We start from the raw sequence: 26397 nt of genomic DNA, 5'->3' as shown, positions 1-26397 counted from the left end.
ATCTACCTACACACTGTCGCTCATAACGCCAGTCTATCTGGCTGATGGATCAGACTTATGTCTTAGACCAAGGGAGCCTTTGCACTCGACACTGTTTCAGTGAAGACTTGAACATTGGCATGTCGAGACAACCCTCTTTCCCTACACGACCATGAGACTGCATGAACCAGCGAATTGAGATCACGCCGGTGGATGACAACCATAATCGGCAGGCACGGGAGGCGGTACGCCAGCGTGTTTCCTGGCCGGTCAACCTCACCCCGGCGAGTGTCGGCTATCACAGCGAGGGCCATGCCCTGGTGCTGGGCAACGAACGCGATGTCCGTCGCGCCGCCCACGCCCTGCACGAAAAAGGCCTGCCCGCACCTGCCCTGTTGTTCACCGAGCCGATGGACGATGATGCCTCGCTCGAGGAGGACGAGGCGTTGCTGGCCGCAACCGCCGGCATGACCAGCCAGCGGTTGTCCCGGGCCGAGTCCCGACGGATCGAGATCGCCGGCTACCTGGGCCGCTTCTCTGCCATCCTGGCAGGAGTGGACGAGACCCTGGACCTGGCGCGGGCATTGGCCGGTCGCGAGCATTTCGACCTAGTGCTTGATCTCGGCGAAGTGCCCCGGCTTGCCCTCGAACTGCCACCGCCTGGCTATGTCGCCCTCACCTGGTCTGATCCTCAGCGTGACGCCCAGCTGGAGGCGCTTGCCGGTCTGGTCGGCGACTTCGACAAGCCGCGCTACTTCCAGATTGACAATGCCCTCTGCGCTCACTCTGCCAGCGGCTACACGGGCTGCACGCGCTGCCTTGAAGTATGCCCGGCTGATGCTATCCGCAGCCACCAGGGACGCATCGAGGCGTGGATCGAGATCGACCCTTTCCGCTGCCATGGCGTCGGCAGTTGCAGCAGCGCCTGTCCCACCGGGGCCATCCAGTTCCGCCTACCCGAGACCGCCCGTCAGCAGCAGACCCTGCTGGCCCAGCTCGCCGCCTACCGTGATGCCGGCGGCACGGCACCGGTGGTGCGCTTCGCCGAGGCCGGTGACCTGGCGGAGGAAGGCGAGGCGGCAGGCCATGTTCTCGACATCCCCCTCGAGGAGCTGGGCGCTGCCGGCCACGACCAGTGGCTGACCGCGCTGGCCGGCGGTGCCGCCGAGGTGCGCATCCAGTGCCGCGCCTACATGCCCGAACGGCTCACGGCCTTCATCGACGATCAGCTCGACCAGGCCCATGCCTTGCTCCATGCCATGGGTCACACCCCTTCCCGGGTGAAACGCCTGATGGCCGGCGACATGGTAGCCCGCGATGCCCTGCCGGGCGCATCGCCGCTCGAGGTGGATCGTGCCCCGCTGACGTTCACCAGCAGCGACAAACGCGCTCGCCTCGATGACGTGCTGGCCCACCTGGCACGTCTTGGCCACCCTGACGGCCAACGCCATGCAATGCCGGCGGGTGCCGCCTATGGCGGTCTTGCGGTCGACGCTGACGCTTGTACCCTCTGCCTTTCCTGCGTCTCCAACTGCCCCACCCCGGCACTGGCCGCCGGCGATGATCGCCCCTTGCTGAGCTTTCGCGAGGCAGATTGCGTGCAGTGCGGGCTCTGCGCCGAGGCTTGCCCGGAGGATGCCATCACCCTGGTGCCCGGCTTTCTTGCCGATGCAACACGTCGTGAACGTCTCGTCCAGCACGAGGAGGCGGCCTTCCCCTGCATCCGTTGTGGCAAGCCCTTCGCCACCGCCAGCACCGTCGCGACCCTCAAGTCGAAGCTGGCCGATCACCCCTACTTTGCCGGCGATGCCCTGGCCCGGCTGGAGATGTGCGAGGACTGCCGGGTGAAGGATGTCTGGCAGACCATGGCCCGCGATCCTGAATCGCAGTTGAAGGTATGACGTCATGAACGAGTTGAACGAGCATGATGCCCTGCGAACTGATGTCTACCAGCTGCTGGCTCGGCTGGTGCGCGAGGCTCCAGATGCTGCCCTGCTCGAGTGGCTGGCCGGGCTGGAGGTTGAACGGGACGGCTCCCTGCTCGCCGAGCGCTGGGCATCGCTGGTTGCCGCCGCGGGACACGCCGATGCCGAGATCCTGGCGCGGTCCCACTTTCGCCATCTGGTCGGCGTGGTGCAGGGCGACATCACGCCCTACGCCTCCTGGTATCGCAACGGCGAGCTGATGGACGCTGCTCTGGTTGAACTGCGCCGCGACCTCAAACGACTCGGCTTCCAGCGTGCCGAACACAGTCGCGACCCGGAGGATCACCTGGCTGCCCTGTGCGAGGTGATGGCCATGCTGATCGAGAGCCGATCTCCCGACGAGGCACGTTTCTTCATGGCGCACCTTGCTCCCTGGGCCGCGCAATGCTTGGCGGATCTCGGCCAGGTCGACACCCCCTTCCATGCTCACCTGGGGCGGTTCGGCCAGGCCTTCATCGAAGAGGAGTCGCGGCATCTCGAAGCCGAGGCGCTCGCCTCTCCTGTACGGATCGTCCAACCCTGATGCCTCACGCCAAACGGTGAGGCCACCCCAACAAGGCGCAGCAGAGGCCGCAGACAGCTTAAAGTAGACAGCATAAAGAAGAAGGAGACACCCCCATGACCAACACACGCAATCCAGAGCGCCGGCGCTTTCTCAAGACGCTAGGCATCGGCACTGCCGCCGCCGGTGCGGCCGCTGCGGTGGGCCACGTGACCCTGGCCCAGGCCGAGACCAAGGCACCGACAAAACAAGCCGCTACCAGCGGTGAGTACCGGGAAACCGCCCACATCCGTGCCTTCTACGCCACCCTGCGTGACTGACGACCCAGCCAGGAGAACAAAGCCATGCGTCTGACTCCAAGATCTGATACCCCGAGAGCCGGTGGGCTGGGCATTTCCCGCCGCCAGTTTCTCAAGCGCAGCGGGGCCACCACCGGGGGACTGGCGGCGGCAGGCTTCATGGGCGCGCCCATGATGCAGCGTGCCGAGGCGGCTGAGAAAACCGCCGTCTCTGACGCTCCGGTGGAGACCAAGCGGACCGTTTGCTCACATTGCTCGGTGGGCTGCGGTGTCTATGCCGAGGTCCAGGAGGGTGTGTGGACCAAGCAGGAACCCGCCTTCGATCACCCCATCAACCGCGGTGCCCACTGCGCCAAGGGCGCCTCATTGCGTCAACATGGTCACTCGACTCGCCGCCTCAAGTACCCCATGAAACTGGTGGGCGGCGAGTGGCAGCGGCTCAGCTGGGACGATGCCATTGAGGAAATCGGTAACAAGGTGCTGGAACTGACCGAGGCGAATGGCCCGGACAGCATCTACTGGCTGGGCTCGGCCAAGTTCAGCAACGAGCAGGCCTACCTGATGCGCAAGTTCGCGGCTCTGGCCGGCACCAACAATACCGATCATCAGGCACGTATCTGCCACTCCACCACCGTGGCCGGGGTGGCCAACACCTGGGGTTACGGGGCGATGACCAACTCGCTCAACGACATCCAGAACAGCAAGTCGATCATGTTCATCGGCTCCAACCCCTCCGAAGCCCACCCGGTGGCCATGCAGCATATCCTGCTGGCCAAGGAGCGCAGCCAGGCAGAGATCATTGTCGTCGACCCGCGCTTCACCCGCACGGCGGCCAAGGCCGACAGCTACGTGCGGATTCGTCCCGGCTCCGACGTGGCCTTCATCTGGGGCCTGCTGTGGCACATCTTCGATAACAACTGGGAAGATCAGGAATACATCGACCAGCGTGTCTATGCCATGGATCAGGTGCGTGATGAAGTGGCCAATTTCCCGCCCGACGTTGTCGAGAACATCACCGGGGTTCCCGAGGAGACGATGCGCGACACCGCCCGTCGCCTGGCCGAGAACCGCCCCGGGTGCGTGGTGTGGTGCATGGGCGGCACGCAGCACACCACTGGCAACAACAATACCCGCGCTTACTGCATCCTCGAGCTGGCACTAGGCAACATCGGCAAGTCCGGCGGCGGGGCCAACATCTTCCGTGGCCATGACAACGTCCAGGGTGCCACCGACCTCGGCCTGATGTCCCACTCGCTGCCCGGCTACTATGGCCTGGCCGAAGGAGCCTGGAAACACTGGGGGCGCATCTGGGGCCTTGACTACGAGTGGCTGAAAAGTCGCTTCGACCAGACCGAGTACACCGACGGCAAGCCGATGTATTCCAGCGGGATCACCGTCTCGCGCTGGATCGATGGTGTACTCGAGCAGCAAGAGGATATCTCCCAGCGCACGCGGCTCAAGGCGATGTTCTACTGGGGGCATGCGGTCAACTCCCAGACTCGCGGTCCCGAGATGCAAAAGGCCATGCAGCAGCTCGAGATGATGGTCATCGTCGACCCCTACCCCACCGTGGCAGGCGTCATGCATGATCGCCAGGACGGTGTCTACCTGCTGCCGGCCGCCACCCAGTTCGAGACCTACGGCAGCGTCACGGCCACCAACCGCTCCATCCAGTGGCGTGACAAGGTCATCGAGCCGCTGTTTGAGTCCAAGCCCGACCACGAGATCATGTATCTGTTGGCCAAAAAGCTCGGCTTTGGTGACGAACTGGTCAAAAACTACCGGATGAATGGCGACGAGCCACTGATCGAGGATATTACCCGCGAGTTTAACGCCGGCATGTGGACGGTGGGCTACACCGGTCAGAGCCCGGAGCGTCTGAAAGCCCACCAGCAGAACTGGCATACCTTCAGCTTTCGCGACCTCAAGGCCGAGGGCGGGCCCGTCGACGGCGACTATTACGGCCTGCCCTGGCCCTGCTGGGGCACCGCCGAGATGGGCCACCCCGGCACACCGATCCTCTACGACACCAGCAAGAAGGTGTCGGAAGGCGGCCTGACCTTCCGCGCCCGTTTCGGCGTCGAGCGTAACGGCGAAAACCTGCTGGCCGAAGATTCATACAGCAAGGGCTCCGATCTCGAGGATGGCTACCCCGAGTTCACCGCCACCATGCTCAAGGACCTTGGCTGGTGGGATGAGTTGACCGATGCGGAGAAGGCCGAGGCAGAAGGTAAGAACTGGAAGACCGACCTCTCCGGAGGCATCCAGCGCGTGGCGATCGCTCATGAGTGTGCCCCGTTTGGTAACGCCAAGGCGCGCTGCAACGTCTGGACCTTTCCTGATCCCATCCCCAAGCATCGTGAGCCGCTCTACACCAGTCGCCGTGACCTGGTGCAGGAGTACCGCACCTGGGACGACGTGGCTTCTCACTACCGTTTGCCCACCCTCTACTGGAGCATCCAGCAGAAGGACGTCACCGATAAATACCCGATCATCCTCACCTCCGGACGCCTGGTGGAGTACGAAGGCGGTGGCGAGGAGACACGCTCCATGTCCTGGCTTGCTGAGCTGCAGCAGGAGATGTTCGTCGAGATCAACCCGGCGCTGGCCAACGATCTGTCGATTGCCGAAGGTGACATGGTATGGCTCGAAGGCGCCGAGGGCGGACGCGTGAAGATCAAGGCACTGGTCACTCCACGGGTTGCCCCCGAAGTGGTGTTCATGCCCTTCCATTTCGGTGGCGTGTTCCAGGGCGAGAGCCTGCATGATCGCTATCCGGAAGGCACCGCCCCCTATGTGCTTGGCGAGGCGGCCAATACCGCTACTACCTATGGCTACGACTCGGTGACCCAGATGCAGGAAACCAAATGCACGCTGTGTCGCATCGAGAAGGCAAGCTGAGGAGAAGAACACCATGGCCACAATGAAATTTATGTGCGACGCGGAGCGCTGCATCGAGTGCAATGGCTGCGTCACCGCCTGCAAGAATGCCAACGAGGTGGAATGGGGCATACAGCGACGTCGCGTGGTGACCCTCAACGATGGCGAGCCCAGCGAGGTCTCCATCTCGGTAGCTTGCATGCACTGCGACGATGCCCCCTGTATCGCCGTCTGCCCCACCGAAACCCTCTACCAGCGCGATGACGGCATCGTGTTGCATGACAAGGATCTGTGCATCGGTTGCGGTTACTGCCTCTATGCCTGTCCCTTCGGCGCCCCGCAGTTCCCCAAGCAGAACGCCTTTGGCGAACGGGGCAAGATGGACAAGTGCACCTTCTGCGCCGGCGGGCCGGCGGAAACCAAGGAGGAGGAGTACCAGAAGTACGGTGCTAATCGCATCGCCGAGGGCAAGCTGCCGCTGTGTGCCGAGATGTGTTCGACCAAGGCACTATTGGCCGGCGATGCCCAGGAGGTCGCCGACATCTTCCGCCAGCGCGTGGTCCAGCGCGGGCACAAGGACGGCGGCTGGTCGGGCAATCCCAGGGCCGATGCCGACTCACTGGCCTATGACGCCACCCATCAGGGGTAAGGAGGCGAAGTCATGAGCATTTCAACGAGGGGTACAGGCCCTTGTCGGCTGTTCCTGATGCTGCTGGTCGTGTTGGCCAGCCTGGTCCTGGCGCCGTTGACCCTGGCCCAGGAGGCCGACCCCGGCAGGGAAGCCGCCTTCGCCGTTCCGACGGTCGATGCCGACGTCTGGCGACAGGTCAAGAGCGGCGAGACAGGGCCCAACTACCGGGACAGCCGCTACGGCTCCAACTACAGTCTGATCAACGCCAGCGGCGAGACCTGGCGCCAGATCCGCAACGACTGGATCTCCCCGGCCGGTCTCATCGCCCTGGGCAGCATGCTGGCGATCCTGGTGATCTTCTACCTGATCGTCGGCCGCAGCGACCTCGACGAGGAACGCACAGGCCGCAAGCTGTTGCGCTGGACCGCGCTGGAACGCGCCATGCACTGGACCGTGGCGACGCTGTTCATCGTCCTGGCGCTGACCGGCCTCAACCTGCTGTACGGCAAGTTCGTCTTCCGCCATGCCTTCGGCGACGCTTTCTGGTCCAGCATGATCGCGTTGACCAAGCTGGTCCACAACTACGTGGGCCCGGTCTTTGGCATCCTGCTGCTACTCATGCTAGCCAAGTGGCTTACGGTCAACCTGCCTCGCAAGCACGACTGGCAGTGGTTCAAGCAGGGCGGCGGCATGGTCGGCAACAAGCACCCAGACGCCGGCTTCGCCAATGGCGGTGAAAAGGCCTGGTACTGGATTCTTGCCAGCGTGGGGTTGTTGGTGATCGTCAGCGGTTTCGTGCTCGACTTTCCGCTGTTCGGCCAGACTCGTGACAACATGCAGTGGGCGAACATGTTCCACGCCGTGACCTCGCTGATCTTGATGGCCGTGTCCCTGGGCCATATCTACATCGGCACCATAGGCACCGAAGGCGCGCTGGAGGGCATGACCAGCGGCTATGTCGACGAGACCTGGGCTAAGCAGCACCACAACCTATGGTACGAGGAGGTCAAAGATCAGGTCACCTCCGAGGAGCAGCTGGCGGCCAGCCGCTCGTCTGGCCAGGGCGATGAGCCAGCCCCTCGCTCTGGCTGAGCGTTGGCTGAAATCGGCCCATTGACACCGCCTTCGGGCGGTGTCTTTTGTTAAGCTGGTGCGAAAGACACAACCGCCACCGCAAGAGGAATCTTTCATGCAGCATCTTGACGACACCACGCGTACCGAGCTCGAGGCAGCTGCCTTTCGCCGCCTGCTCCGCCATCTGGACGAGCACAAGGAGGTGCAGAATATCGACCTGATGATTCTTGCCGACTTCTGTCGCAACTGCCTCTCCAAGTGGTTGGTAGCCGCCGCCGACGAGCGCGGCACCGAGCTCGATTACGACACGGCCCGCGAACACGTCTACGGCATGCCCTACGCGCAGTGGAAAGCCAAATATCAGCAGCAGGCCACTCCCGAACAGATGGCCGCCTTCGAGGCACGCCAGGCCGCCAAACAGGAGCGCGAGGACGGATGAGCGAACCGATGATTGCCCTCTCCATCGCGGTGCTGACCATCTCCGACACCCGCACCGAGGCGACCGACCGCAGTGGCCAGGCGCTGGTCGAGCGATTCACTGATGCTGGCCATCGTCTAGTCGAGAAGCGGATTGTGCCCGACGATGTCTACCGCATCCGTGCGGTGGTGGCCGGCTGGATCGCCGCTCCCGAGGTCCAAGTGATCCTCACCACCGGTGGCACTGGCTTCACCGGTCGTGACTCCACCCCGGAGGCGGTCTCGGTCCTGCTCGACAAGCGCATCGAAGGGTTCGGCGAGCTCTTCAGGCAGCTTTCCTGGCAGGAGATCGGCAGCTCCACCGTGCAGAGCCGTTGCCTTGGCGGACTGGCCAACGCCACCGTGGTGTTCTGCTTGCCCGGTTCCACGGGGGCCTGCCGCACCGCCTGGCACGGCATCCTTGCCGAGCAGCTGGATAGTCGGCACAAACCCTGTAACTTCGCTAACCTGGTAATCCCCGAGCGAGGCCAGCATGGCTGAGCTGCAATCTATCGACACGGCACTGACGGCGCTGCTGCATAACGTGGTCATCACACCGGCGCAATCCCTGCCCTGTGACGAAGCGGCGGGCCGTGTGCTTGCCCAGGGCATCGAGGCCCGGTTAGACGTTCCAGCCTTCGACAACAGCGCCATGGACGGCTATGCCCTTGACCATCGCGATGCCGGCAAGCGACTGAACATTGCCCAGCGCATCGCTGCGGGCTCGCCGGTTAAGCCCTTGGTGCCGGGCACCTGTGCACGCATCTTCACCGGGGGCGAGATTCCCCCGGGTGCCGACTGCGTGGTGATGCAGGAACGCGTCGAGGTCGAGGATGACCTGGCCGCGATACCGCCCGACATTCCGGCCGGCGACAACGTCCGCCGCCGGGGGCGTGACGTGGCGGCGGGGGATCTGCTGCTGCCTGCCGGCGAGCGGCTGGAGGCCGCCGCGCTGGGCCACTTGGCCGGTCAGGGCATCACCGAGGTCCTTGTGCGACGCCGGCCGAGAGTGGCACTGCTTTCCACCGGCGACGAGATCGTCGAGCCGGGTCAGCCACTGGCCGCAGGCCAGATCTATAACTCCAACCGGCCGATGCTCAGGCGCCTTCTCGAACGTTTCGGCGCCGAGTTGACGCTGATCACCTCGATTCCCGATGACCCGGAAGGCACTCGCGAAACCCTGCGCACCGCAGCCCGTGGGACCGACCTGGTGATCAGCACCGGCGGTGTCAGTGTCGGCGAGGAGGATCATGTCAAGGCCGCCCTGACGTCGCTGGGCCAGCTGGACCTGTGGCGTTTGGCGATCCGTCCCGGCAAGCCCCTGGCACTGGGGCGCCTGCCCGACGAGAAAGGAAGGGACGTCCGCTTCGTCGGCCTGCCCGGTAATCCTGTCTCCTGCTTCGTTGGCGCCTGGCTCTTCCTGCGTCCCCTGCTGGGGGCCCTTCAGGGTTGCCCGGCGCTCGCCGAATTGCCCTGCCTCACGGCCCAAGCAGAGTTCGCCACGCAAACCGAACCACGACGCCATTACATGCGCGTGGCACTCGAGTTCGGCAGCAAGGGAATCGTGGCTCGGGCTTTCCGGGATCAGAACTCGGGGGTGCTGTCATCCTGCATCTCTGCCGATGCGCTGGCGGTAATTCCGGCCGAGACGCGTATCGAACCAGGCGATCCTGTCGATTGCCTATGGCTCAGGGTCGAGTGAGCGACGCATCTCGCGGCGGAACGCCTAGCACTTCATTCACGGCTGGCCAGAGCCTGGCAAAGTCTCGGGCGAGTCGCGCGTAGTCCTCCTCCAGCCAGGGCACCAGTTCAGCCAGACGGTTGGGCCCCGAGAGCCGTTGGCCGATGCCCTCGATGGCCCGGCAGGTGAAGCTGAAGTCGGCGTAGCGATTTAGCCAGTCCTGCTCCACCAGGATCGGCATCATTGACGCCAGACGAGCCGGGGCCGGGCGTGTCGCCAGTACCCGGTAGCAGCGCTGTACCAACAAGCGTCGCTCATCGCTTGCCAAAAGCCGAGCGGCGAAGTGATCCCATACCAGGTCGAGGGCAATGCCGGCATAGCGTCGTTGTCGGCGCGGGGATCGTGCGAGCACATCGGAGACCACCGGATGCCCATCGACGAAGGCATCCACGCGGCGGTGATGGCGAATGCCTGCGGCTTGGTCGGTCTTCCAGGCCGACAGGTCCGCGCCCTTGACCCCGTCGGCAATCAGGTTGCCATAGAGAAAGTCGTTATTGCCGCCTCGGGCGAGCCAGCCATGCGCCAGGAAGTTCACGATTCTCGACTCACAGGCAATGAGTAGGCTTGGGCAGTCCGGCTAGGCGTGCCGCTACTTTGGCCGGGCTGCCGGGGAAGAGGTGCATCAGGTGGATGGAACGACCTTTCTTCGGCCCCAGGGATTGCGCTACTGCCTTGACCAGAGGGCGCATGGCGGGCGCCATCTCGTAACGGGCATAGAAGTCACGAAGTACATGGAGGATTTCCCAGTGTTCTGCGGTTAGCGTTATACCTTCTTCCTTTGCCAGGGCTTCTGCTACCTCAGATGTCCATTCTTTGATGTCAATTAAGTAGCCTTCAGGATCTAGTCTGTAGTGTTGTTGATTAATAATTAGATAACGGTATATTTCTGTACTTGCCATCAGTACCAGCTCACTGTGCGCTCGGCTTCCTCGGTCAGCTCCACGAAGCCATCCACATCGACCACCTGCACGCTGGCATCGCAGCGCCCGAGCAGCCCGCGAGACTCAAGATCCTCTTTGAGGGCGAATAGCCTCCCTTCCACCTCTGCGTAATACCGCACTAACTGGGGGAGCGCCCCTTGAACCCCATCCTCGATCAACAGCAGGCGATCCTCCGATGACATGCCGGACAAGGCTTGCTGATAGACCCGGCTGGTTGCCGGGGACCGATTCACGACATGCAGTAGCATTTGGCGCACTCCTTGCGTCTGGCTAAAAGGTCAATACCAGGCGATGCTCCGACAGGAAAGACGCCAGTACTTCAGACGACACGCACTCCACCTCGAGCATCAGGTCATCTCTCGAGAGGCCGAGATCCGACAGACCCTGCTCGTCCACCAGCAGCGTCTCGATATCATACATCTCCAGCATCTCCAGCGTCGCCGCCGTCCCCTTCTGCCCCAGGGGGCCCACCTGCTGCTCGGGCATCAAGGCCGTCACCCCCTCCCCCATGAACAGCAGGGAGACGCAGCGTCCGAAGGCTGCCGCAACCAGGGCGGCATCCAGGCCCTCCCTGAGCCAGCTGCTGCCATGGGGGCCATGGCGCAGGATCACCAGCAGATCGCTATCGTCGGGGGATTCTTGCATCGCGCCTCCATCGGGAAACACTCAGGGGCCGAAGGTGATCAGACGGTCGCAACGGGTGCCAAGGTCGATCAACTGCCCCAGCCCGGTCAGTTCGAAGGGGGGTTCAACGCTGACGCCGTCCTTGCCATGCCGGGCCGCTTCACGTTCGTCCAGCAGGCCACGGCGCAGGGCTGCGGCGATACAGACCTGCAAGGCCACCCGATGCTCACTGGCGATCGCCATCCAGGCATCCACCAGATGCGGCTCATCCTGGGGAGGTGCGGCCAGACGGGCGGCGTTATACACCCCGTCGTGATAAAAGAACACCGCTTCGAGATGGTGGCCACGTGCCAGCACGGCATGGGCAAACCGCAAGGCGGAATGGCTCGCCTGGTGACTGTAAGGGGCACCCATCAGCAGGATAGCGTAGCGCATAGGGGTCCTCCGTAAACAGCCTGGCCCCACCGGAAGGCGGGGCCAGGCTAGTGTGCCGAGGCAGTTGCATCACTCCTGGTTCATGATTCCCAGGATGGAAAGCAGGCTGATGAACAGGTTGTAGATCGAGACATAGAGAGTGATGGTGGCAAGGATGTAGTTGGTCTCACCGCTCCGATGAACGATCTCGCTAGTCTGGTAGAGGATGGCCGCCGAGGCAAACAGCACGAAGCCGGCCGAGACCATCAGTGACAGCGCAGGGATCTGCAGGAAGATACCCGCCACCATGGCAATGATTAATACGATGGCACCGGCCATCAGGAAGTTCGCCAGGAAGCTGAAGTCCTTGCGGGTAATCAGCGCTATGGCCGAGAGCCCGACAAAGGTCACCCCGGTCATACCCAGCGCGGTCATGATCAATTGCGCGCCGTTGGGCAGAGTGAGGTAGGCGCTAAGGATCGGCCCCAGGGTGAAGCCCATGAAGCCGGTAAAGGCGAAGGTGGACAACAGGCCTAGCGCCGAGTTGGCGGTCTTATGCACCAGGAACATCAGACCATAGGCACCGATGAAGAACACCAGGATGTTCATTCGCTCGATGCCCATGGCCATGGCGACACCGGCAGTCGCTGCGGAGAACAGCAGGGTCATCGCCAGCAGGCCATAAGTATTTCTCAGAACCTTGCTGGTACCGACAGCCTGGTTCTGCTGTCGTGTTATCTGGGTATTCTGATAAGCCATGGATCGGTAGCTCCCTGTGTGGATGATCTAGGCACTTGACCTAGAATGCCGGCAGAAGGTTCCCGACGCAAGCGACTGGCTAGTCAGGCTTCAACGCATTTTCCGCGGACATCGCCTCGGCCAGCACCCGGCGCGCCACGCGCAAGGCCGAGTCACTGACCTCTCCGTCACCTTGCTCGAGTGCCTCGAGATTCATCCAGCGCAGCTCGGTGGCATCGTCGGCGGCCAGCTCCACTCCACCTTGCCATTCGAGTTGCACCACCACGATAACGAAATGCATTGTTAGCAAGCCTGCGTCATCATGATCGAAGAGATCGATGGCCGTCAGAATGCGCCGCGGCGCGGCGATCACTCCTGTCTCCTCCAACAGCTCCCGTGCCGCCGCCTGCTGAAGACTCTCACCCGGTTCTACCTTGCCCCCCGGCAGGGCCAGCATACCAGCATTGGGGGGATTCATTCGTCTCACCATGAGAATGCGATCACCCCTGACCACGGCGGCAGAGACGGCGGGGATCGGGCGCACCCCAAGACGCTCGTAGGGCTCAGTCATGAGTCTCTCCTGCTGCTATCGCCGAAGATGCCATTGTGCCCCACCTTCCCATGAGAAGCCTAACATCTTGATCCCAAGGCGCTCTTGACCCCGCAGAGAAAGCTGGTAGTATACCCGTCCGTGAGCCGGAGGGATGGCAGAGCGGTTGAATGCACCGGTCTTGAAAACCGGCGAGCCTTAACGGGCTCCCAGGGTTCGAATCCCTGTCCCTCCGCCACCCAGGCCCATAGAACCCGCCCTTCGAGGCGGGTTTTTCCTTTTCTGACCCCAACTTAGCGCCTTTCCTTGTATAACGGCGTATCAGCTACTATCATCCAATTCAGCATATCTATGTTGGGTAGGACGTTGGGAGAGCGAGATGCCGAAAGTAGCGAAGACACTGACCCCGCTGGAGATCAAGCGCCTGGTGGAGCCGGGATTCTATTCAGTCGGAGGAGCTGCTGGCCTCCACCTGCAAGTGGGCAAGACCGGCGCCCGGTCGTGGATCTTGCGCACCATGGTCGGCAGCAAGCGCAGAGACATCGGCCTCGGCAGCGCCAGGGAGGTCACGGTGGCGAAGGCCAGGGAGTACGCCCTCGAGATCAAGCGCAAGATCAAGGAGGAGGGCATCGACCCGGTGCTAGAGCGCCAGGCCGCCCGAAGCGCCCTGATGGCCGCCCAGGCCAAGGCCATCACCTTCGAGGAGTGCGCCCGCAAGGTAATCGCCAAGAAGATGGCAGAGGCCACCAACAAGAAGCACGCCCGGCAGTGGGAGACCACGCTCGAGACCTACGCCTACCCCACCCTCGGCAAGATGGCGGTCGATGACATCGAGCTTGCTCATATCGTCGAGGTGCTGGAGCCCATCTGGCAGAGCAAGACCGAGACCGCCTCCCGCACCCGGCAGCGCATCGAGGCGGTGCTGGCGTGGGCATCGGCGCATGGATACCGGCAGGGGCCGAACGTGGCCGCCTGGAAGAACAACCTCGACGCCATCCTCCCGGCGCCGGCCAAGATCGCCAAGGTGGAGCATCACGCCGCCCTGCACTTCGACAAGATCCACGACTTTATGCGCGACCTCCGGCAGCGTGAGGGCATGGCCGCCCGGTGCCTGGAGTTCGTAGTCCTGACGGCTGTGCGCAGCGGGGAGGCCCGTGGCGCCCGGTGGTCGGAGATCAATCTCGAGGAGCGCATCTGGTCGATTCCCGGCGAGAGGATGAAGAACGGCAAGCCGCACCGCGTCCCGCTGTCCGATGCTGCTGTGGCGCTGCTGGAGTCTCTGCCCGGTGGTGAGGGCATGGCCCTGGTATTCCCGGCGCCCAGGGGCGGCAAGCTGTCTGACGCGGCAATGAGCGCCCTCCTCAAGCGCATGGGGTACAGGGTGACGGTTCACGGCTTCCGCTCGTGCTTCCGCGACTGGACAGCCGAGCGTACCTCCACACCGCAGCACGTCGCAGAGATGGCGCTGGCGCATACCATCGCCTCCGGCGTCGAGGCCGCCTATCGGCGCGGCGAGCTGCTGGAGAAGCGTGCCGACCTGATGAAGCGGTGGGCAGAGTTCATCGACACCGCGCCGGCCAAGGGGGAGAACGTGACGCCCATCCGGCCAAAAGAAAGTTCCGCAACCAATGTCGTTTAAGTCGTCAAGTCGTGCATGGCGGATGCGCAATCCGCCTCCGGTCGCATGAAATCAGCATGTTGGGCGGGATTTGCCCGGCTACCCATCATAGGAGCCAACAAAGGAGGTGGTATGGCTGATGATCGCACGGAGACAGAGGAGGTCATGCGCCGTGCGCTGCTCAAGGCACTGGAGGATGCAGGAATGCCCTCCGGCGATCCTATGGCACTGGCCTCGGCGAGAGACCTGCTGGCGTCCTTGGTGATCTACTGGAGTCATGACCGTGAGGACGTGGCGCGACAGGCAGTGTTCGCCCAGCGAGCCGGAAGAAAACTGGCTGACGAGATAGCCAAGGATGACCCAGGCGCGGCGGCGGAGCTGTCTTACCTGTTTGGGCTCGAGGTCGGAAGGCTGCTGGCAAAGCTGGAGTTCCCTGTATCGCCTACTGATGCCGAGGCCCTTGTGGAGTGGAAAGAGAGAATCGAGAGCACGAGGCGCAACTCCGACGCCTACAAGGATGGGCTCAGAGAGGTGAAGAGGGAGGCTGTGTCCTACGCGACCGCTTACCTGAGCCTAATGGACACTGAGAACAATATGCGGATGCGCGGGCTGTGCGAGGTCGTGTTCGATCATCTGCTGAGGATCTACCCGCCCACTGATCCTCGGCACAAGTTCATCCCACCCGGCAAAGAGCCGGAGGAGGAGATACGCCGCTGGCTGCGTGGCAAGGTGCCCTCCTATGTCAGCAGGCGGGGCCGCCCAAGATCCTGAGTAATACCCCTCCCCGCCGACGAGCGGATTTTTCGCCCCTCACGCCCTCGGCAATCTGGGCTTGCACTCCGATGAATGAGGCAAGCCGCAATGACCTACCTTTCCGTAAAGCAACTGGCCGCCCGCTACAGCGCATCCGTGCCGACCATCTGGCGCTGGGCGCGTGAGACGGACTTTCCCAAGCCGATCAAGCTGACCTCCAACTGTACCCGCTGGAAGCTGGAAGACATCGAGAAGTGGGAAGCCGAGCGGGAGGTGGCCTGATGCTTGCGCCTATCATCCCGTATCACTATCATGAGCGTGTCACGGCAAAATCCGTGGCCGATCTTGGCGGATCGAAACCTGAATGGCGCACAAGCGCCGCATCCGTGTCTGGCGCTATTTTTGTGCCCGCCACGAGCTATGGCGGCTGTGCGTGGAAGCCCTACGGGGCTGCCGGTGTCCATTCGGGCCGGTCCGCCAATCCGCGTACAGTCGCCCCCATCCGTTGCTTGGCGGCAACCGGGGACGACTCCACACCGAATGGAGTCAGACCTATGGCACTCACACGCCTGTTCCCTTCCCGCATCCTTTCCGACCGCGCCGCTGCGCATCGCGCAATGGCTCGAGCTGCCCTGTTCGCAGACAGCAGCGCCGCGACCCGTCTCAAGCGTTACAACCTCCACATGAGCAAGGCCCGCACCCTGGAAGCCGCCGCTGGCAAAGGGGGTGCAGCATGAGCGCCACCAACGACCTGATCGCCCTGCTGGAAGACATCGGCCATCGGCAAGACGGCCTCGGCTGGGCAGCGAGAGGCCACGCTCGCCGGCTTCAAAGGCTCGCCCGCTACACCCGCACCCGCGAGGATCAACTTCACAAGCTGGAGGGCTTCAGCGAGCTGGTGGAGGCCCTGGAGCTGCTGGATAGCGACACGACCAACCGCCTGGCCGATCTGATCGTTGGCGCCTGGCAAGAGGCGTGGCGCATCGACCGGGAGGGAGAGGCCCAATGACCGCACAAACGAAAGCGCCCGCCCCCCGGCAGGGGCAGGCACCTCGACAGAGCTTTGACCGGGCTCGACATCATCATAGCGCAAAGCAGGATCTGGCGCTGCTGATGGAGCCGGTCGCCCGCGAGCTGCTGGGCGAGCCGAACAAGGCACTAAGCAAGAAAGGCGAGCTGAGGTTCGGCACGCATGGGAGCCTGGCGGTGAAGCCCGAGGAAGGCACATGGTACAGCCACGAGGAGGAAGCCGGCGGAGGCGTGCTGGATCTGATCGCCCGCGAGACTGGCCTAGGCACTCGCCACGAGCAATTGACCTGGCTCGAGGAGCACGGCTTCCGCGAGAAGTCGGAGCCGCCCAAGCCGCCCACCAAAGCCGATGAGGTGGCCCGCTACCGCTACAACGATGCCAAGGGGCGCCCGCGCTTCTACGTCGTCAGGTACGAGCCCCAGGGGCAGCCTAAGACCTTCCGCCAGGGGCGGCTCGACGAGCGTGGCCGTTTCCTGCCGGGAGTGAAGGGTATCGACACGCGCATCCCGTACCACCTCGACAAGCTGGCCGCCCAGCCGGAGGCGGAGGTCTATCTGGTCGAAGGCGAGAAGCACGTTCACGCGCTCGAGGAGCTGGGGCTGCTGGCCACCACCAACGCCGGGGGCGCCGGCAAGTGGACAGACGAGCATAGCCGGTACCTGGCTGGCCGCCGTGTGGTGATCCTGCCCGACAACGATGCGCCCGGTATCGCCCACGCCCGCAAGGCCCAGGCGTCCCTCGAGGCGGCTGGCGCCGAGGTGCAGGTGGTGATGCTGCCGGGGCTGCCGGAGAAGGGCGACGTTATCGACTGGCTCGACGCCGGTGGCACCCTGGAGCAGCTCGAGGAGATCGTCGCCCAGGGCGGTGAGGTACTGCCGGAGGAGCCGGTGGTAGAGCTGGCACAGGAGGAGGATGGCGACAGCGGCAAGCAAGCGCAGACCGATCTGATCGTCGGGTTCGTGCAAACGTGGAGTGACCTTTTCCACGACGATAACGATGTCGCCTTTGCGCGGCATCGCGGAACCGGGGAGGTTCGCTCCCTCGGCAGCCGAGCGTTTCGGCACTGGCTGACGGCAGAGTTCTACGCCCAGCACGAAAGGGCCGTCCGCGACCAATCGCTCCGCGAGGCTAGGATGACGCTCGAGGGCATCGCCATGAAAGAGCATCGCCCGGTGCATATCCGTGTGGCCGGCGGTGCGGGGCATTACTGGCTCGACCTCGGCATCACAGGCAGTAGCCGCTGCGTTCACTTGTGGGCTGGCGCCTGGACGCTGGAGGAGCAGAGTGAGCTGATGTTCTGCCGGTCGGAGAGCGCCCAACCGCTGCCGGAGCCGGTGCCTGGTGGCAGTATCGACGCGCTGTGGAAGGTGGCCAACGTGCCGGAGCAGGCCCGCCTGCTGGTCGTGGCGTGGCTGGTGGAGTGCCTGAGACCGGACACACCCTTCCCGGTGCTGGAGCTGCTGGGAGAGCAAGGCAGCGGCAAGTCTGGCACGCAGTCGGCACTGCGTCGGCTGATCGACCCCAACGCCGCCGACCTCCGGGGGGCGCCCAAGTCTGCCGAGGATCTGTTCGTCAGTGGTGGCGTGAACCACGTTATCAGCATCGAGAACGTGAGCCACCTCCAAGCGCCGATGCAGGACGCGCTGTGCGTCGTGGCGACCGGAGGCGGGTTTGCTCGCCGCAAGCTGTACACGGACAGCGACGAGAGCGTTATCCAGCTCAAGCGCCCGGTGATCCTCAACGGCATATCCGCAGCCGTCACTCAACAGGATCTAGTGAGCCGCACCATTACGGTAGAGGTGCCGGTGATCCACGACGCCCAGGCCAAGGACAGGCTCGAGGCGGAGTTTGAGGCCAAGCGCCCGGAGATCATCGGCGCCCTGCTGGACATCGCCGCCCGCGCCCTGGAGATCCTGCCGGAGATGACGCTGCCGGCAGAGCGCCGCCCGCGCCTGCTGGAGTTCGCGCTCCTCGGCATGGCAGTCGCCAAGGCGATGGGGCATGACCCGGAGGAGTTCATGCGCCAGTTCGACACCGCCCGGCAAGATGGGCTCGAGCGCACCCTCGAGGCGAGCCCGGTGGCAACCGCTATCCGAGACTGGGCGGAGATCCATCCCGGCGAGGCCCAGGAGGTCACGGCTGACGAGTGGCGCCGCACCCTGGAGAGCTACAAGCCGCTGGGCTGTGATTCATGGCCAAGGTCGGCAAAGGGCATTGCCGACGCCATGCGCAGAGCCGCGCCTGCACTCCGGCAGCTTGGCATCGAGTGCCGGTCGCTGGGGAAGGTGAGAGGCGGTCGCGTCGTCTGGCGAGTGTTCAAAGAAAGTTCTGGAACCGATGTCACTCAAGTCACCACGTCACCATCGAGCGGTGACATGGTGACGTCAGTGACATCGGTTCGGAAAGATTCTTTCGCCCGTGTGTCCGGGGAGGAGTTCTGATGGCCGCCATCGACTACCTCCAAGCCCACGACCTCCATGCCGACCCGCTGCCCGGTGGCCGCATCTATGTCTGGCCTGCCGACAACATCACCCCGGAGGTGCGCGTCTGGATCAAGGCGCACAAGGCGGAGCTGCTGCAAGAACTGTCCCCAGCCAACAGCGACAAGCGGAGAAGCTGGAGGGTGATCCGTGGCGGCAAGCCCATCGCCACCCTGTGCGGCAAGCTGATGTCGCCGGAGGAGGCACTGGAAGCCGCCAGAGCCCGATGGTCCGATGCCAGCATCGAGGAGTGACGAGTCCCCGGCCATCGAGCCGGGTTTTCTTTGCCTGGATGCAGGCCGGAACAGGAATGGCGGAGAGCTGTTCCGCTTCCAACCTATGTAAATCAGTATCATGGCGGATTAATTATAAGATACCCAACAATATAACCACCATAAATTGGAGTTTTTCTGGTATAATTGGAGCAGGCCCACACCGCATGAGGACAGCGCCATGCCTGAGCCCGATGCCCGCCCAGGCCGCCCCAAGGGCCGCCGCAACACGAAGCCGAGCGAAGCCGCCATTGCAGCGTATTACCGCCTGCTGGCAGACAAGGCCGACAGCGGCGACACGACCGCCGCCGGATGGCTCGTCTACATCACTGAGCAACAGCGCAAGAAGCGCAAGGACAACGACCAATGAGCTTTGAAGATCCGACCCAGCCCGCCAAGCCGAACCCGTATCAAGCCGGTGAGCAGATCCCAGGCGCCCGTCGGCAGCCGTTCAGCGCCGAGAAGCCGTACAAGGAGCCTGTGCGCCCCGATGTGCTGGCGAGCTACAAATGGCATGAGACAGCCCTCGAGGCGCACCCGGAAAACCATTTCTTCACCAGCACCAAGGCCGACCATATGGGGGTGGTCAACGCGATTGATCAACTCGACCACTTGGTGAAGGCCCGTGACCCCAGGGTGACGCCTGCCGCCCATCAGGACCGCGTGAACGCCGATGCAGAACGCGCCGCTAAGCGCCTGGACGACAAGTTCAAGGCTGTGGCGATGCGCAACATCGACTCTCTGAAGCAAATGGAGCAGGTGGTACACGACCGGCTCGGCATCAGCGAGGACAGCCGGCACGGCATGGAGATCCGCGCCAAGCTGGCGTCTATGAGCACCGAGGAGCGCCGCCTGGCTATCCACGAGGCCGCCGCCAATGGCGACCGCGAGGTTATGGCCGCCGTGCTTAACGGGCCTGGCTTCCTGACGGGCCTGTCTGCCGACGAGAAGGCCCGCATGTTTGATAGCTACATGCGCCGACATGAGCCCAAGCTGGCCGCCGAGATGGACGCCATGAAGCGCAGCGGCGAGAAGCTGGAAGCGGCGACCGCTGAGGCTGGCACCTTCATCCGCCGGCACTACATCAACCACGACCACGACCCGGCAGCCCGCAAGGCCGACGAGGCCCGCGCCCGCTATGACGACGTGCTGCGCAATCTCTGAGGTGAGCATGGCCGAACGCGACAAGCGGGGCAGGTTCATCAAGGGCGCGTCGGGTAATCCAGCCGGACGCCCCGCCCGTGCTGACGAGCTACGCCGGCTGCTGGACGGTGACGCCGAGGAAGTGGCCGCCAAGGTGCTCGAGGCCGCCAAGGGTGGCGACCTCCGCGCCGCTGAACTGGTACTTGCCCGCGTTGTGCCGGTACATCGCCCTGCCCACGCCCCGGTGACGTTCGCCCTGGACAGGGAGGCCCCGCTGGCAGACCAAGGCCGGCAGGTGCTCGCCGCCATCGCTGCCGGCGAGATACCGCCCGACCAAGGCCGGAGCTTGCTGGACGCCCTCGCCGCCCTGGTGCGGGTGGTAGAGCTGGACGAGATCCAGCGGCGCCTCGACACCCTGGAGGAACAGAGCAATGGGTAATTTGAGCAACCCTGACGCCAACGTGTCATGGATCAACAAGGCTGCCGACAAGCGCCACGCCGCCGCCATCATCATCCACGGAAAGGAAGTGGCCCGCCTATGGGACTTCACGCCCGAGAAGGCCCGAGAGCGTGCCGAGAAGCTGCGCACCCTGCAAGGCTGGAAGAATGCCGAGGTGGTGACAGATGAGGCGTGAAACACAGCGACGACTCGACGCCCTGGAGCCGAGAGCGCACGACCAGACGGTGAAGGCCATCAGCGACCTGATAGACGAGCTGTCCGACCTGGCTGCTGGTGGCGATGGCCGGCAACAGGGTAGCGACCTGATGGCGATATTCGAGGCTGACGACAATGAAGCGTGACCTGGAGAAGCGCTTAGAGGCCCTGGAGCGCGAGGCGACCGAACGCTGTGTTCTGTGGATTGGCCCGCCAGAGGGTGCGCTGGCTGGCTGGGAAGTGGTGCCGATGGCCAAGGGTGGCGCTGCCCATGTCTGGCGTGATGGTGGCGAGTCTGACGAGGATCTACAGGCCCGCGCCGCCCTGGAGGCGAACCGGCATCAAGGCGTCGTCGTCGTGTTCGGCATGGATGCCAACGGGGTGACGCGATGAGCAAGGATCTACAACGCCGCCTGCACCGCCTGGAAGTGCAGGCCGGTGCCGACCGTGAGCCGCTGGTGATCGTCATCACGCCCGTTCACAAGCATGACCATCTATGGGAGTGCGACGCCTATGTCTGCCAGCAAACCGGGTGGCGGTGCGAGCGTGAAGCCGGCGAGGACATGCAGGCATTCGTGGAGCGTGCCGAGCGCGAGGCCCAGGCGTACGCCCAGGCCAGCCGTTCGCTGCTGATCATCCTGCACCCGGACGCGCCAGAGACAAGCTAACGCGGGATCATTCAATATCACAATATATGTTGGCAATTTTGTTGGGTACAAGAAAAATACGCCCATAAGATATTGATTCCGAACGATACAAATCGGACTGTCCCTCCGCCACTTCCTATTCAGAATCAGGCGCCTACGAGTGGCGTCTTTTTCATTCGCCTTGCTCCTGCAGCAACTCACATGCCTCGATCAGCGTCAGGCGGCCCGTGCTGAAGGCCCCGGTATCGATGTAGTGGACATTGCCCAGCGTCGTCGGCCGCTCCACGATGGTGTGGCCGACGACGACGGCGTCGATTCCCACCACCGGCGTCGCGTCGCCCCGCTGGATGCGCGAACGCCCCCAGACCAGCGCTTCCCGGTCGGCCGCCTCGAGACGCGACCAGACGGCCGGGGGTTCGGCGTGCACCATGCCCAGACGCTTGCCCGCAACCGCGAGCTCTCGCGCCAGGGGCAACTGGGGAAGCGCCGCCTCCAGGACCCTGCGCGACTCGTCCACGCCGCTCGCGGTAACCCAGCCCCCGCCGTTGATCATCCACAGCGCCCAGGCGCTGCTGTCCTCGCCCTCGAACAGCGCATGGCGGGCCAGTTCCTCATGATTGCCGCGCACGGCGTGAAACCAGGGCATGAAGACGAGCTTGAGGCAGTCGAGCGAATCGCTGCCGCGGTCGATGAGATCGCCAACGCAGAACAGGCGGTCTTCCGCGGCATTGAAAGCGACACCCTGCAAGGCATCCTGCAATAATCGATATTGTCCGTGGAGGTCACCCACGACGAAATCGCGGCCCCTGCTGTTCGCGGCGTGTGTCGTCAGCATGCATTGGTCTCCTCGCCGATTCCTTCCTCCATCACTATGTCATGATAGCCGCCCATATTTCCCTAACCGGCGAGTGATCCGGCCATCCAGCTGGCGCTGGAGATACTCAAAGCGGCCAGTTGGCCGGCGTGCGCCGCGATAAGCCGCAAAGGCTTGCGGGGTTTCAGTAGAGACGCAGCCCCACCCGGGTGACCCGATTGCCGTCCATCGCGCTGACTACCCAGTGTATGCCGTGCCAGTCAACATCATCGCCCACCACCGGGTGGCCTCCGACCCGCAGCGAGACGAACTCCGCCAATGTCATGTCTTGCTCGCCGGGGCTCAGCGTCAGGCCATAGGCATCGGCGATGTCACGCATGTGGGCCGCGCCGTCGAAGGTGAATGTCCCGAAGAAGGCCCGTTCGCGCTTGAGCGTGGCGTCCCCGTTGAACAGCCGGTTCAACGCCGGCAGATCATCGGTACGACCGATCACGCAGATCACGTCACCCAGCCGTAGCCGGGTGCTGCCCTTGGGATGCAGCATGGCATGCTCGCGGAACAGCGCCGAGATCAAAGCTCCTGAGGGAAAGCGCAGCAGCCGGATCGGCACGTCCTTGAGATCGGCATTCTCGACTTCATAGACGAACATCTCGTAGTCGTTCTCGGGCAGGATGCCCAGTGGCCCGCGTCGGTTCGGGGTCACGCTGGGGGGCAGCTCCACTCTCATGCGACGTGCCATCCACGGCAGGGTGCCGCCCTGAATCAGCAACGACAGCAGCACCACCGCGAAGGCGACGTTGAAGTAAAGCGACGCATTCTCCACCCCGCCGATGACCGGAAAGATTGCCAACACGATGGGCACTGCACCACGCAGGCCCACCCAGGCGATGAAGCCGATCTCCCGCCAGCGAAACTTGAAGAACGGCTTGACAGCGACCAGCACCGCCAGGGGGCGGGCGACGAAGATCAGCGCAAGGGCTACCAGCAATGCCGGGAGCGCATAGTCCAGCATCTCGCTGGGCGTGACCAGCAGACCCAGCACCAGGAACAGGCCGATCTGCGAGAGCCAAGCCAGGCCATCGTGCACCGGCAAAATGAAGGCGAGGTGGCGGCCGGGCCGGTTGCCGATCATCAGGCCCGCCAGGTAGATGGCCAGGAAACCACTGCCCCCCAGGGCGCTGGTTAGGCCGAAGATACAGAAGCCCAACCCCAGGGCCAGCAGTGAATAGAGGCCTGGCGCCAGGTCCAGCCAGCTCAGCAGGCGGGCACTCAGCCAGCCGATGCCTACGCCGATGACGATGCCCAGGCCAAACTGCTGGACGAGGAACAGCAGGGTCTCGCCTACCCCGCCGATATCCCCGACCAGCAGGTCCACCAGCACCAGAGTGAGGAAGATCGCCATGGGATCGTTGGTACCCGACTCGATCTCCAGCGTCGCCCCGACCCGCTCGTTGAGATTGACGCCCCGCCCGCTGAGCATGGAGAACACCGCCGCGGCATCGGTGGAACCCACGATGGCTCCCACCAGCAGCCCTTGCACCAGGCTCAGGTCGAACAGCCACATGGCAAAGACGCCCACCAGCGAGCTGGTGATGAAGACCCCCAGTGTGGCCAGGGAGAGCGCCGGCCGGAAGCCGACGCGGAAGGTTTTCAGGCGGGTGCGCAGGCCACCGTCGAGAAGGATCATCGCCAGTGCCAGGTGGCCGATCAAAAATGCCAGGGAATAGTCGTCGAACACGATGCCGAGCAAGCCTTCCTTGCCAGCCAGCATGCCCAGACCCAAAAAGATCAACAGCAAAGGGACGCCGGCCATCGAGGAGAGCCGGCTGGCGAGAATACTCAGGGTCAGTAGGAAGCCGCTAAGCAAGAAGAGCGTATTGATCGAATCCATGGCGTCCTACGTCGGCTGCGAGAGAGACGATTATCGCATGCCATGCCTGGCACAGCGATTTGCGTTTTTGGGCCTGACTGGCCGTGACCAGTGGCCAGCGGTTAAGCTTGCGACACCCCCGCATGTCCGGCCTGGCAGGAGACCCGTTTCGATGATCATGTCCCCTTTTCGGCGCGCTCTGCACAGGAGCCTGCCGTTCTTGGCCACCGTGCTGATACCGGCGCTCGCCGCCGCGGCCGCCCCTTCTGACGACGAGATGGCGGTACAGGGTAGCTATCCGCCGCTGGGTACCGCAGTAAGGGTGCCGGACCTCAGCAACCAGGTAGCGAAGGCAGTCGCCGAGGCGGCTGCCTGGGCAGAGACCCGCCGTCGCTACAGCGAGCTCCCCAGCGGGCCCAGCGTCGATACCCCCTCACGCCCCAGCGTCCCCGCCATCGCCCTGCGCCCGGCGGAACCGATCGAGCCGCCGCCGGCCATCGCGCTCAAGGTCATGCTCGACGGCTATCCCAGCCTTCGCCATGCCGCCCTGTTTGTCGCCAGAGAGAGGGACTTGTTTATCAGTCGCGGGCTAGATGTGACCCTCGCCACACCGGCCGACCCGGACGTACCGAGCAAGCTGCTGGCGGCCTCACGCATCGACCTGGCCCTGGCCCGTCAGCCCTTGCTACACCTCCAGGTGGACCGCGGTCTACCGCTGGTGCGGGTCGCCACGCTTGTCGCCATGCCTCTCAGCGCTCTGGTGGTGCGCGAAGATGCCGGCATCGAGGCCCCGCTGCAACTGGCCGGCAAGCGCATCGGCCACGCCGATATCGACAGCCGCGACGTGCTGCTGGCCGCCCTGCTGCATGACGCCAGCATTCGCGACGATGAGATCGAGACCGAGGCCTTGCACTTCCGCCTCGGTGACGCCTTGCTCGAAGGTCGCGTGGACGGCGTGATCGGGGCCATGCGCCACTTGCTGCCCCGCGAGCTAGCCGACGAGGGGCTGGCCACGCGTGTCCTGCGCATCGAGGAACTGGGTATCCCGCTGTATGACGGCCTGGTGCTGCTAGCCAACCGTGAGCATCTGGCGGCGCAACGGGATGCCATTCGTCGGCTGGTGGCGGCCCTCGAGGAGGCCGCGGTGTGGATCGCCAACCACCCGGACGCGGCCTGGACGCTGATCAGCGATGCGCAACCGGCGCTGGACACCGCCGTCAATCGCCAGGCCTGGGAGACGGTCCGCTCGCGCCTGAGTCTAAGCCCGGCGGCTCTCGACCAGGGCCGCTACCAGCGTTTCGAGAAGTATCTCTTAGAGGCCGGACTGATCCAGGAGCGCCACCCGGTATCGCGACTGGCCATCGACCCCGGAGCGTCGCCGCCCGGTTAAGCCTCCACACGCTCAAGGAAGGCGTTGACCGCCGCCTGAAAGGCTTGGGGCTGCTCGGCATGCAGCCAGTGGCCCGCCTCCAGTGTCTCGATCTCGGCCCGCGGCAATACCTCGCGCAGCACCGGCAGCATCTCGTCGGTCACATAAGGCGAATGGGTTCCACGCAGCACCAGGGTCGGGCCCTCGTAGGCGCCCTCGCCCGCCGGTTCTCCCATGATCGTCTCGTAGTCCTCCTGGATCTCGTCCAGCCCGATGCGCAGGCGCAGGATACCCTCGTCGTCGCGCTCCAGGTTGGTCGCCAGGAATAGGCGCACCGCGGACTCCTCGACATGCTCGGCGAGCAGCACGTCGGCCTCGCGCCGATTGGTAGGCTTTCCCGCCTCGACACGACGCAGCGCGGCGAAGACTCTGTCGTGGTCATGGCCATAGCTGATCGGCGCAATGTCGGCAACGATCAGCGAGGCAACCCGGGACGGTGCCAGCCGTGCCAGGCTGATCGCCACCTTGCCGCCCATGGAGTGCCCCAGCAGATGCACGCTGGCCACTGCGAGTCGGTCGAGGAGCGCGAGAATATCCTCGGCCATGGCCTCGTAGCCCATCCCCGCGACGTGCGGTGAACGGCCATGGTTGCGCAGATCCACGGCAATCACCCGATGCCGGCGCTGCCACTGCTTGAGGTGCGAACGCCAGTTGTCGGCACTGCCGAGCAGGCCATGCACGACAACCAGCGGCGTGCCGCCACCACCGCTATCGGTGAAATGGAGATCGATGGACATGGAAGCCTCCTAGTACTACAGCCGTAACTGAATGCGCTATAATCCATGTGACTGATATGAAAGCGATCACAGGGTGAAGGATGCAAGAGCTGGATCTCTCTGTCTCAGCATTAATGGATGACTTGGCAGCGCGAT

The 26397-nt window shown here is 63.9% G+C and carries 34 protein-coding genes and 1 tRNA gene; 25 read left to right on the top strand and 10 right to left on the bottom strand.

Going from position 1 to position 26397, the window contains the following annotated elements; translation table 11 throughout:
• Positions 1–161: 161 nt before the first annotated feature.
• The 9 genes from DFO68_RS03300 to DFO68_RS03260 all read left to right on the top strand — a co-directional run bounded on the left by DFO68_RS03300 (position 162) and on the right by DFO68_RS03260 (position 9508).
• Positions 162–1880, top strand: a complete 1719-nt coding sequence (locus tag DFO68_RS03300; protein ID WP_133482035.1) for a 4Fe-4S binding protein — start codon at positions 162–164, stop codon at positions 1878–1880.
• Positions 1881–1884: 4 nt separating this feature from the next.
• Positions 1885–2487, top strand: a complete 603-nt coding sequence (locus DFO68_RS03295) for a TorD/DmsD family molecular chaperone (RefSeq protein WP_133482033.1) — start codon at positions 1885–1887, stop codon at positions 2485–2487.
• 95 nt (positions 2488–2582) lie between these two features.
• On the top strand, positions 2583–2786 hold the full coding sequence (locus DFO68_RS03290) for a twin-arginine translocation signal domain-containing protein (RefSeq protein ID WP_133482031.1): 204 nt from the start codon (positions 2583–2585) through the stop codon (positions 2784–2786).
• A 24-nt stretch (positions 2787–2810) separates the two neighbouring features.
• Positions 2811–5666 carry a molybdopterin-dependent oxidoreductase gene (locus DFO68_RS03285; protein ID WP_133482029.1) on the top strand — a complete coding sequence of 952 codons (2856 nt, stop codon included), beginning with the start codon at positions 2811–2813 and terminating at the stop codon, positions 5664–5666.
• 13 nt (positions 5667–5679) lie between these two features.
• On the top strand, positions 5680–6294 hold the full coding sequence (fdh3B, locus tag DFO68_RS03280; protein ID WP_133482027.1) for a formate dehydrogenase FDH3 subunit beta: 615 nt from the start codon (positions 5680–5682) through the stop codon (positions 6292–6294).
• Between the two features lie 12 nt (positions 6295–6306).
• Entirely contained in the window at positions 6307–7368 is a 1062-nt protein-coding gene (locus DFO68_RS03275; RefSeq protein WP_133482025.1) for a formate dehydrogenase subunit gamma, read from the top strand.
• Between the two features lie 97 nt (positions 7369–7465).
• On the top strand, positions 7466–7789 hold the full coding sequence (locus tag DFO68_RS03270; RefSeq protein WP_133482023.1) for a DUF1244 domain-containing protein: 324 nt from the start codon (positions 7466–7468) through the stop codon (positions 7787–7789).
• Positions 7786–8307: a molybdenum cofactor biosynthesis protein B gene (gene moaB / locus DFO68_RS03265; protein WP_133482021.1), complete on the top strand. Its 522-nt coding sequence runs from the start codon at positions 7786–7788 to the stop codon at positions 8305–8307. The genes DFO68_RS03270 and moaB overlap by 4 nt, the downstream gene beginning before the upstream one ends.
• Positions 8300–9508 (top strand): molybdopterin molybdotransferase MoeA, encoded by a 1209-nt coding sequence (locus DFO68_RS03260; RefSeq protein WP_133482019.1) that lies wholly within the window; start codon positions 8300–8302, stop codon positions 9506–9508. Before moaB ends, DFO68_RS03260 begins: the two co-directional genes overlap by 8 nt.
• Here DFO68_RS03260 and DFO68_RS03255 read toward each other — a convergent pair.
• From DFO68_RS03255 to DFO68_RS03225, 7 genes are all read right to left on the bottom strand, one after another.
• Positions 9495–10082 carry an ACP phosphodiesterase gene (locus DFO68_RS03255; RefSeq protein WP_133482018.1) on the bottom strand — a complete coding sequence of 196 codons (588 nt, stop codon included), beginning with the start codon at positions 10080–10082 and terminating at the stop codon, positions 9495–9497. The genes DFO68_RS03260 and DFO68_RS03255 overlap by 14 nt on opposite strands.
• A gap of 10 nt (positions 10083–10092) precedes the next feature.
• A complete protein-coding gene (locus tag DFO68_RS03250; protein ID WP_133482016.1) occupies positions 10093–10446 on the bottom strand; it encodes a TusE/DsrC/DsvC family sulfur relay protein in 354 nt (117 codons plus the stop codon).
• Positions 10446–10736, bottom strand: a complete 291-nt coding sequence (gene tusB / locus DFO68_RS03245) for a sulfurtransferase complex subunit TusB (protein WP_133482014.1) — start codon at positions 10734–10736, stop codon at positions 10446–10448. Before tusB ends, DFO68_RS03250 begins: the two co-directional genes overlap by 1 nt.
• Positions 10737–10758: 22 nt before the next feature.
• The gene (gene tusC, locus DFO68_RS03240) at positions 10759–11133 is read right to left on the bottom strand and encodes a sulfurtransferase complex subunit TusC (protein ID WP_133482012.1); all 375 of its coding nucleotides are present in this window, start codon (positions 11131–11133) and stop codon (positions 10759–10761) included.
• A gap of 21 nt (positions 11134–11154) precedes the next feature.
• Complete coding sequence (gene tusD, locus DFO68_RS03235) at positions 11155–11547, bottom strand: sulfurtransferase complex subunit TusD (protein ID WP_133482010.1); 393 nt, start codon at positions 11545–11547, stop codon at positions 11155–11157.
• Positions 11548–11616: 69 nt separating this feature from the next.
• Positions 11617–12285: a Bax inhibitor-1/YccA family protein gene (locus DFO68_RS03230; RefSeq protein ID WP_133482008.1), complete on the bottom strand. Its 669-nt coding sequence runs from the start codon at positions 12283–12285 to the stop codon at positions 11617–11619.
• A gap of 79 nt (positions 12286–12364) precedes the next feature.
• Positions 12365–12835, bottom strand: coding sequence for an NUDIX hydrolase (locus tag DFO68_RS03225; protein WP_133482006.1), 471 nt, complete (start codon positions 12833–12835; stop codon positions 12365–12367).
• Between the two features lie 127 nt (positions 12836–12962).
• On the opposite strand from DFO68_RS03225, the gene DFO68_RS03220 reads away from it, so the two are divergent.
• The 15 genes from DFO68_RS03220 to DFO68_RS03155 all read left to right on the top strand — a co-directional run bounded on the left by DFO68_RS03220 (position 12963) and on the right by DFO68_RS03155 (position 21433).
• A tRNA-Ser gene (locus DFO68_RS03220) sits at positions 12963–13052 on the top strand.
• A gap of 141 nt (positions 13053–13193) precedes the next feature.
• On the top strand, positions 13194–14453 hold the full coding sequence (locus DFO68_RS03215; protein WP_133482002.1) for a tyrosine-type recombinase/integrase: 1260 nt from the start codon (positions 13194–13196) through the stop codon (positions 14451–14453).
• A 111-nt stretch (positions 14454–14564) separates the two neighbouring features.
• Complete coding sequence (locus DFO68_RS03210) at positions 14565–15203, top strand: hypothetical protein (protein ID WP_133482000.1); 639 nt, start codon at positions 14565–14567, stop codon at positions 15201–15203.
• A 90-nt stretch (positions 15204–15293) separates the two neighbouring features.
• On the top strand, positions 15294–15467 hold the full coding sequence (locus DFO68_RS03205) for a helix-turn-helix transcriptional regulator (RefSeq protein WP_243726402.1): 174 nt from the start codon (positions 15294–15296) through the stop codon (positions 15465–15467).
• Between the two features lie 272 nt (positions 15468–15739).
• The gene (locus DFO68_RS03200) at positions 15740–15922 is read left to right on the top strand and encodes a hypothetical protein (protein ID WP_133481996.1); all 183 of its coding nucleotides are present in this window, start codon (positions 15740–15742) and stop codon (positions 15920–15922) included.
• Positions 15919–16194, top strand: a complete 276-nt coding sequence (locus tag DFO68_RS03195; protein ID WP_133481994.1) for a hypothetical protein — start codon at positions 15919–15921, stop codon at positions 16192–16194. The genes DFO68_RS03200 and DFO68_RS03195 overlap by 4 nt, the downstream gene beginning before the upstream one ends.
• Entirely contained in the window at positions 16191–18656 is a 2466-nt protein-coding gene (locus tag DFO68_RS03190; RefSeq protein ID WP_133481992.1) for a hypothetical protein, read from the top strand. Before DFO68_RS03195 ends, DFO68_RS03190 begins: the two co-directional genes overlap by 4 nt.
• Positions 18656–18949 (top strand): hypothetical protein, encoded by a 294-nt coding sequence (locus DFO68_RS03185; protein WP_208107349.1) that lies wholly within the window; start codon positions 18656–18658, stop codon positions 18947–18949. The genes DFO68_RS03190 and DFO68_RS03185 overlap by 1 nt, the downstream gene beginning before the upstream one ends.
• 199 nt (positions 18950–19148) lie before the next feature.
• Positions 19149–19337 (top strand): hypothetical protein, encoded by a 189-nt coding sequence (locus DFO68_RS03180; RefSeq protein WP_133481988.1) that lies wholly within the window; start codon positions 19149–19151, stop codon positions 19335–19337.
• On the top strand, positions 19334–20131 hold the full coding sequence (locus DFO68_RS03175) for a hypothetical protein (protein ID WP_133481986.1): 798 nt from the start codon (positions 19334–19336) through the stop codon (positions 20129–20131). The genes DFO68_RS03180 and DFO68_RS03175 overlap by 4 nt, the downstream gene beginning before the upstream one ends.
• Positions 20132–20138: 7 nt before the next feature.
• The gene (locus tag DFO68_RS03170) at positions 20139–20549 is read left to right on the top strand and encodes a DUF5681 domain-containing protein (protein WP_133481984.1); all 411 of its coding nucleotides are present in this window, start codon (positions 20139–20141) and stop codon (positions 20547–20549) included.
• Positions 20542–20745: a hypothetical protein gene (locus DFO68_RS03165; protein ID WP_133481982.1), complete on the top strand. Its 204-nt coding sequence runs from the start codon at positions 20542–20544 to the stop codon at positions 20743–20745. Before DFO68_RS03170 ends, DFO68_RS03165 begins: the two co-directional genes overlap by 8 nt.
• The gene (locus DFO68_RS15450) at positions 20735–20911 is read left to right on the top strand and encodes a hypothetical protein (RefSeq protein WP_166637515.1); all 177 of its coding nucleotides are present in this window, start codon (positions 20735–20737) and stop codon (positions 20909–20911) included. Before DFO68_RS03165 ends, DFO68_RS15450 begins: the two co-directional genes overlap by 11 nt.
• A complete protein-coding gene (locus DFO68_RS03160; RefSeq protein WP_133481980.1) occupies positions 20901–21158 on the top strand; it encodes a hypothetical protein in 258 nt (85 codons plus the stop codon). The genes DFO68_RS15450 and DFO68_RS03160 overlap by 11 nt, the downstream gene beginning before the upstream one ends.
• Positions 21155–21433: a hypothetical protein gene (locus tag DFO68_RS03155; RefSeq protein ID WP_133481978.1), complete on the top strand. Its 279-nt coding sequence runs from the start codon at positions 21155–21157 to the stop codon at positions 21431–21433. The genes DFO68_RS03160 and DFO68_RS03155 overlap by 4 nt, the downstream gene beginning before the upstream one ends.
• 151 nt (positions 21434–21584) lie before the next feature.
• Here DFO68_RS03155 and DFO68_RS03150 read toward each other — a convergent pair whose 3' ends face one another.
• Complete coding sequence (locus DFO68_RS03150) at positions 21585–22247, bottom strand: metallophosphoesterase (RefSeq protein ID WP_133481976.1); 663 nt, start codon at positions 22245–22247, stop codon at positions 21585–21587.
• Between the two features lie 163 nt (positions 22248–22410).
• A complete protein-coding gene (locus tag DFO68_RS03145) occupies positions 22411–24117 on the bottom strand; it encodes a potassium/proton antiporter (protein ID WP_133481974.1) in 1707 nt (568 codons plus the stop codon).
• 151 nt (positions 24118–24268) lie between these two features.
• Here DFO68_RS03145 and DFO68_RS03140 point away from each other — a divergent pair, with 151 nt between their 5' ends.
• Positions 24269–25486 (top strand): ABC transporter substrate-binding protein, encoded by a 1218-nt coding sequence (locus tag DFO68_RS03140; RefSeq protein WP_243726401.1) that lies wholly within the window; start codon positions 24269–24271, stop codon positions 25484–25486.
• Here DFO68_RS03140 and DFO68_RS03135 read toward each other — a convergent pair.
• Positions 25483–26262, bottom strand: a complete 780-nt coding sequence (locus DFO68_RS03135) for an alpha/beta fold hydrolase (protein WP_133481972.1) — start codon at positions 26260–26262, stop codon at positions 25483–25485. The genes DFO68_RS03140 and DFO68_RS03135 overlap by 4 nt on opposite strands.
• Positions 26263–26397: the final 135 nt, after the last annotated feature.

This window comes from Halomonas ventosae (assembly GCF_004361885.1).
Lineage (GTDB): Bacteria > Pseudomonadota > Gammaproteobacteria > Pseudomonadales > Halomonadaceae > Halomonas > Halomonas ventosae_C.
Note: the sequence above shows the minus strand (reverse complement) of the source record. Positions and strands in the feature narration are given on the sequence as shown.

Bases quoted from the DNA above. Each gene is read 5' to 3' on its own strand.
- DFO68_RS03300 (WP_133482035.1), top strand. From the start codon at position 162: ATGAACCAGCGAATTGAGATCACGCCGGTGGATGACAACCATAATCGG.
- DFO68_RS03295 (WP_133482033.1), top strand. From the start codon at position 1,885: ATGAACGAGTTGAACGAGCATGATGCCCTGCGAACTGATGTCTACCAG.
- DFO68_RS03290 (WP_133482031.1), top strand. From the start codon at position 2,583: ATGACCAACACACGCAATCCAGAGCGCCGGCGCTTTCTCAAGACGCTA.
- DFO68_RS03285 (WP_133482029.1), top strand. From the start codon at position 2,811: ATGCGTCTGACTCCAAGATCTGATACCCCGAGAGCCGGTGGGCTGGGC.
- fdh3B (WP_133482027.1), top strand. From the start codon at position 5,680: ATGGCCACAATGAAATTTATGTGCGACGCGGAGCGCTGCATCGAGTGC.
- DFO68_RS03275 (WP_133482025.1), top strand. From the start codon at position 6,307: ATGAGCATTTCAACGAGGGGTACAGGCCCTTGTCGGCTGTTCCTGATG.
- DFO68_RS03270 (WP_133482023.1), top strand. From the start codon at position 7,466: ATGCAGCATCTTGACGACACCACGCGTACCGAGCTCGAGGCAGCTGCC.
- moaB (WP_133482021.1), top strand. From the start codon at position 7,786: ATGAGCGAACCGATGATTGCCCTCTCCATCGCGGTGCTGACCATCTCC.
- DFO68_RS03260 (WP_133482019.1), top strand. From the start codon at position 8,300: ATGGCTGAGCTGCAATCTATCGACACGGCACTGACGGCGCTGCTGCAT.
- DFO68_RS03250 (WP_133482016.1), bottom strand. From the start codon at position 10,446: ATGGCAAGTACAGAAATATACCGTTATCTAATTATTAATCAACAACAC.
- tusB (WP_133482014.1), bottom strand. From the start codon at position 10,736: ATGCTACTGCATGTCGTGAATCGGTCCCCGGCAACCAGCCGGGTCTAT.
- tusC (WP_133482012.1), bottom strand. From the start codon at position 11,133: ATGCAAGAATCCCCCGACGATAGCGATCTGCTGGTGATCCTGCGCCAT.
- tusD (WP_133482010.1), bottom strand. From the start codon at position 11,547: ATGCGCTACGCTATCCTGCTGATGGGTGCCCCTTACAGTCACCAGGCG.
- DFO68_RS03230 (WP_133482008.1), bottom strand. From the start codon at position 12,285: ATGGCTTATCAGAATACCCAGATAACACGACAGCAGAACCAGGCTGTC.
- DFO68_RS03225 (WP_133482006.1), bottom strand. From the start codon at position 12,835: ATGACTGAGCCCTACGAGCGTCTTGGGGTGCGCCCGATCCCCGCCGTC.
- DFO68_RS03215 (WP_133482002.1), top strand. From the start codon at position 13,194: ATGCCGAAAGTAGCGAAGACACTGACCCCGCTGGAGATCAAGCGCCTG.
- DFO68_RS03210 (WP_133482000.1), top strand. From the start codon at position 14,565: ATGGCTGATGATCGCACGGAGACAGAGGAGGTCATGCGCCGTGCGCTG.
- DFO68_RS03205 (WP_243726402.1), top strand. From the start codon at position 15,294: ATGACCTACCTTTCCGTAAAGCAACTGGCCGCCCGCTACAGCGCATCC.
- DFO68_RS03200 (WP_133481996.1), top strand. From the start codon at position 15,740: ATGGCACTCACACGCCTGTTCCCTTCCCGCATCCTTTCCGACCGCGCC.
- DFO68_RS03195 (WP_133481994.1), top strand. From the start codon at position 15,919: ATGAGCGCCACCAACGACCTGATCGCCCTGCTGGAAGACATCGGCCAT.
- DFO68_RS03190 (WP_133481992.1), top strand. From the start codon at position 16,191: ATGACCGCACAAACGAAAGCGCCCGCCCCCCGGCAGGGGCAGGCACCT.
- DFO68_RS03185 (WP_208107349.1), top strand. From the start codon at position 18,656: ATGGCCGCCATCGACTACCTCCAAGCCCACGACCTCCATGCCGACCCG.
- DFO68_RS03180 (WP_133481988.1), top strand. From the start codon at position 19,149: ATGCCTGAGCCCGATGCCCGCCCAGGCCGCCCCAAGGGCCGCCGCAAC.
- DFO68_RS03175 (WP_133481986.1), top strand. From the start codon at position 19,334: ATGAGCTTTGAAGATCCGACCCAGCCCGCCAAGCCGAACCCGTATCAA.
- DFO68_RS03170 (WP_133481984.1), top strand. From the start codon at position 20,139: ATGGCCGAACGCGACAAGCGGGGCAGGTTCATCAAGGGCGCGTCGGGT.
- DFO68_RS03165 (WP_133481982.1), top strand. From the start codon at position 20,542: ATGGGTAATTTGAGCAACCCTGACGCCAACGTGTCATGGATCAACAAG.
- DFO68_RS15450 (WP_166637515.1), top strand. From the start codon at position 20,735: ATGAGGCGTGAAACACAGCGACGACTCGACGCCCTGGAGCCGAGAGCG.
- DFO68_RS03160 (WP_133481980.1), top strand. From the start codon at position 20,901: ATGAAGCGTGACCTGGAGAAGCGCTTAGAGGCCCTGGAGCGCGAGGCG.
- DFO68_RS03155 (WP_133481978.1), top strand. From the start codon at position 21,155: ATGAGCAAGGATCTACAACGCCGCCTGCACCGCCTGGAAGTGCAGGCC.
- DFO68_RS03150 (WP_133481976.1), bottom strand. From the start codon at position 22,247: ATGCTGACGACACACGCCGCGAACAGCAGGGGCCGCGATTTCGTCGTG.
- DFO68_RS03145 (WP_133481974.1), bottom strand. From the start codon at position 24,117: ATGGATTCGATCAATACGCTCTTCTTGCTTAGCGGCTTCCTACTGACC.
- DFO68_RS03140 (WP_243726401.1), top strand. From the start codon at position 24,269: ATGATCATGTCCCCTTTTCGGCGCGCTCTGCACAGGAGCCTGCCGTTC.
- DFO68_RS03135 (WP_133481972.1), bottom strand. From the start codon at position 26,262: ATGTCCATCGATCTCCATTTCACCGATAGCGGTGGTGGCGGCACGCCG.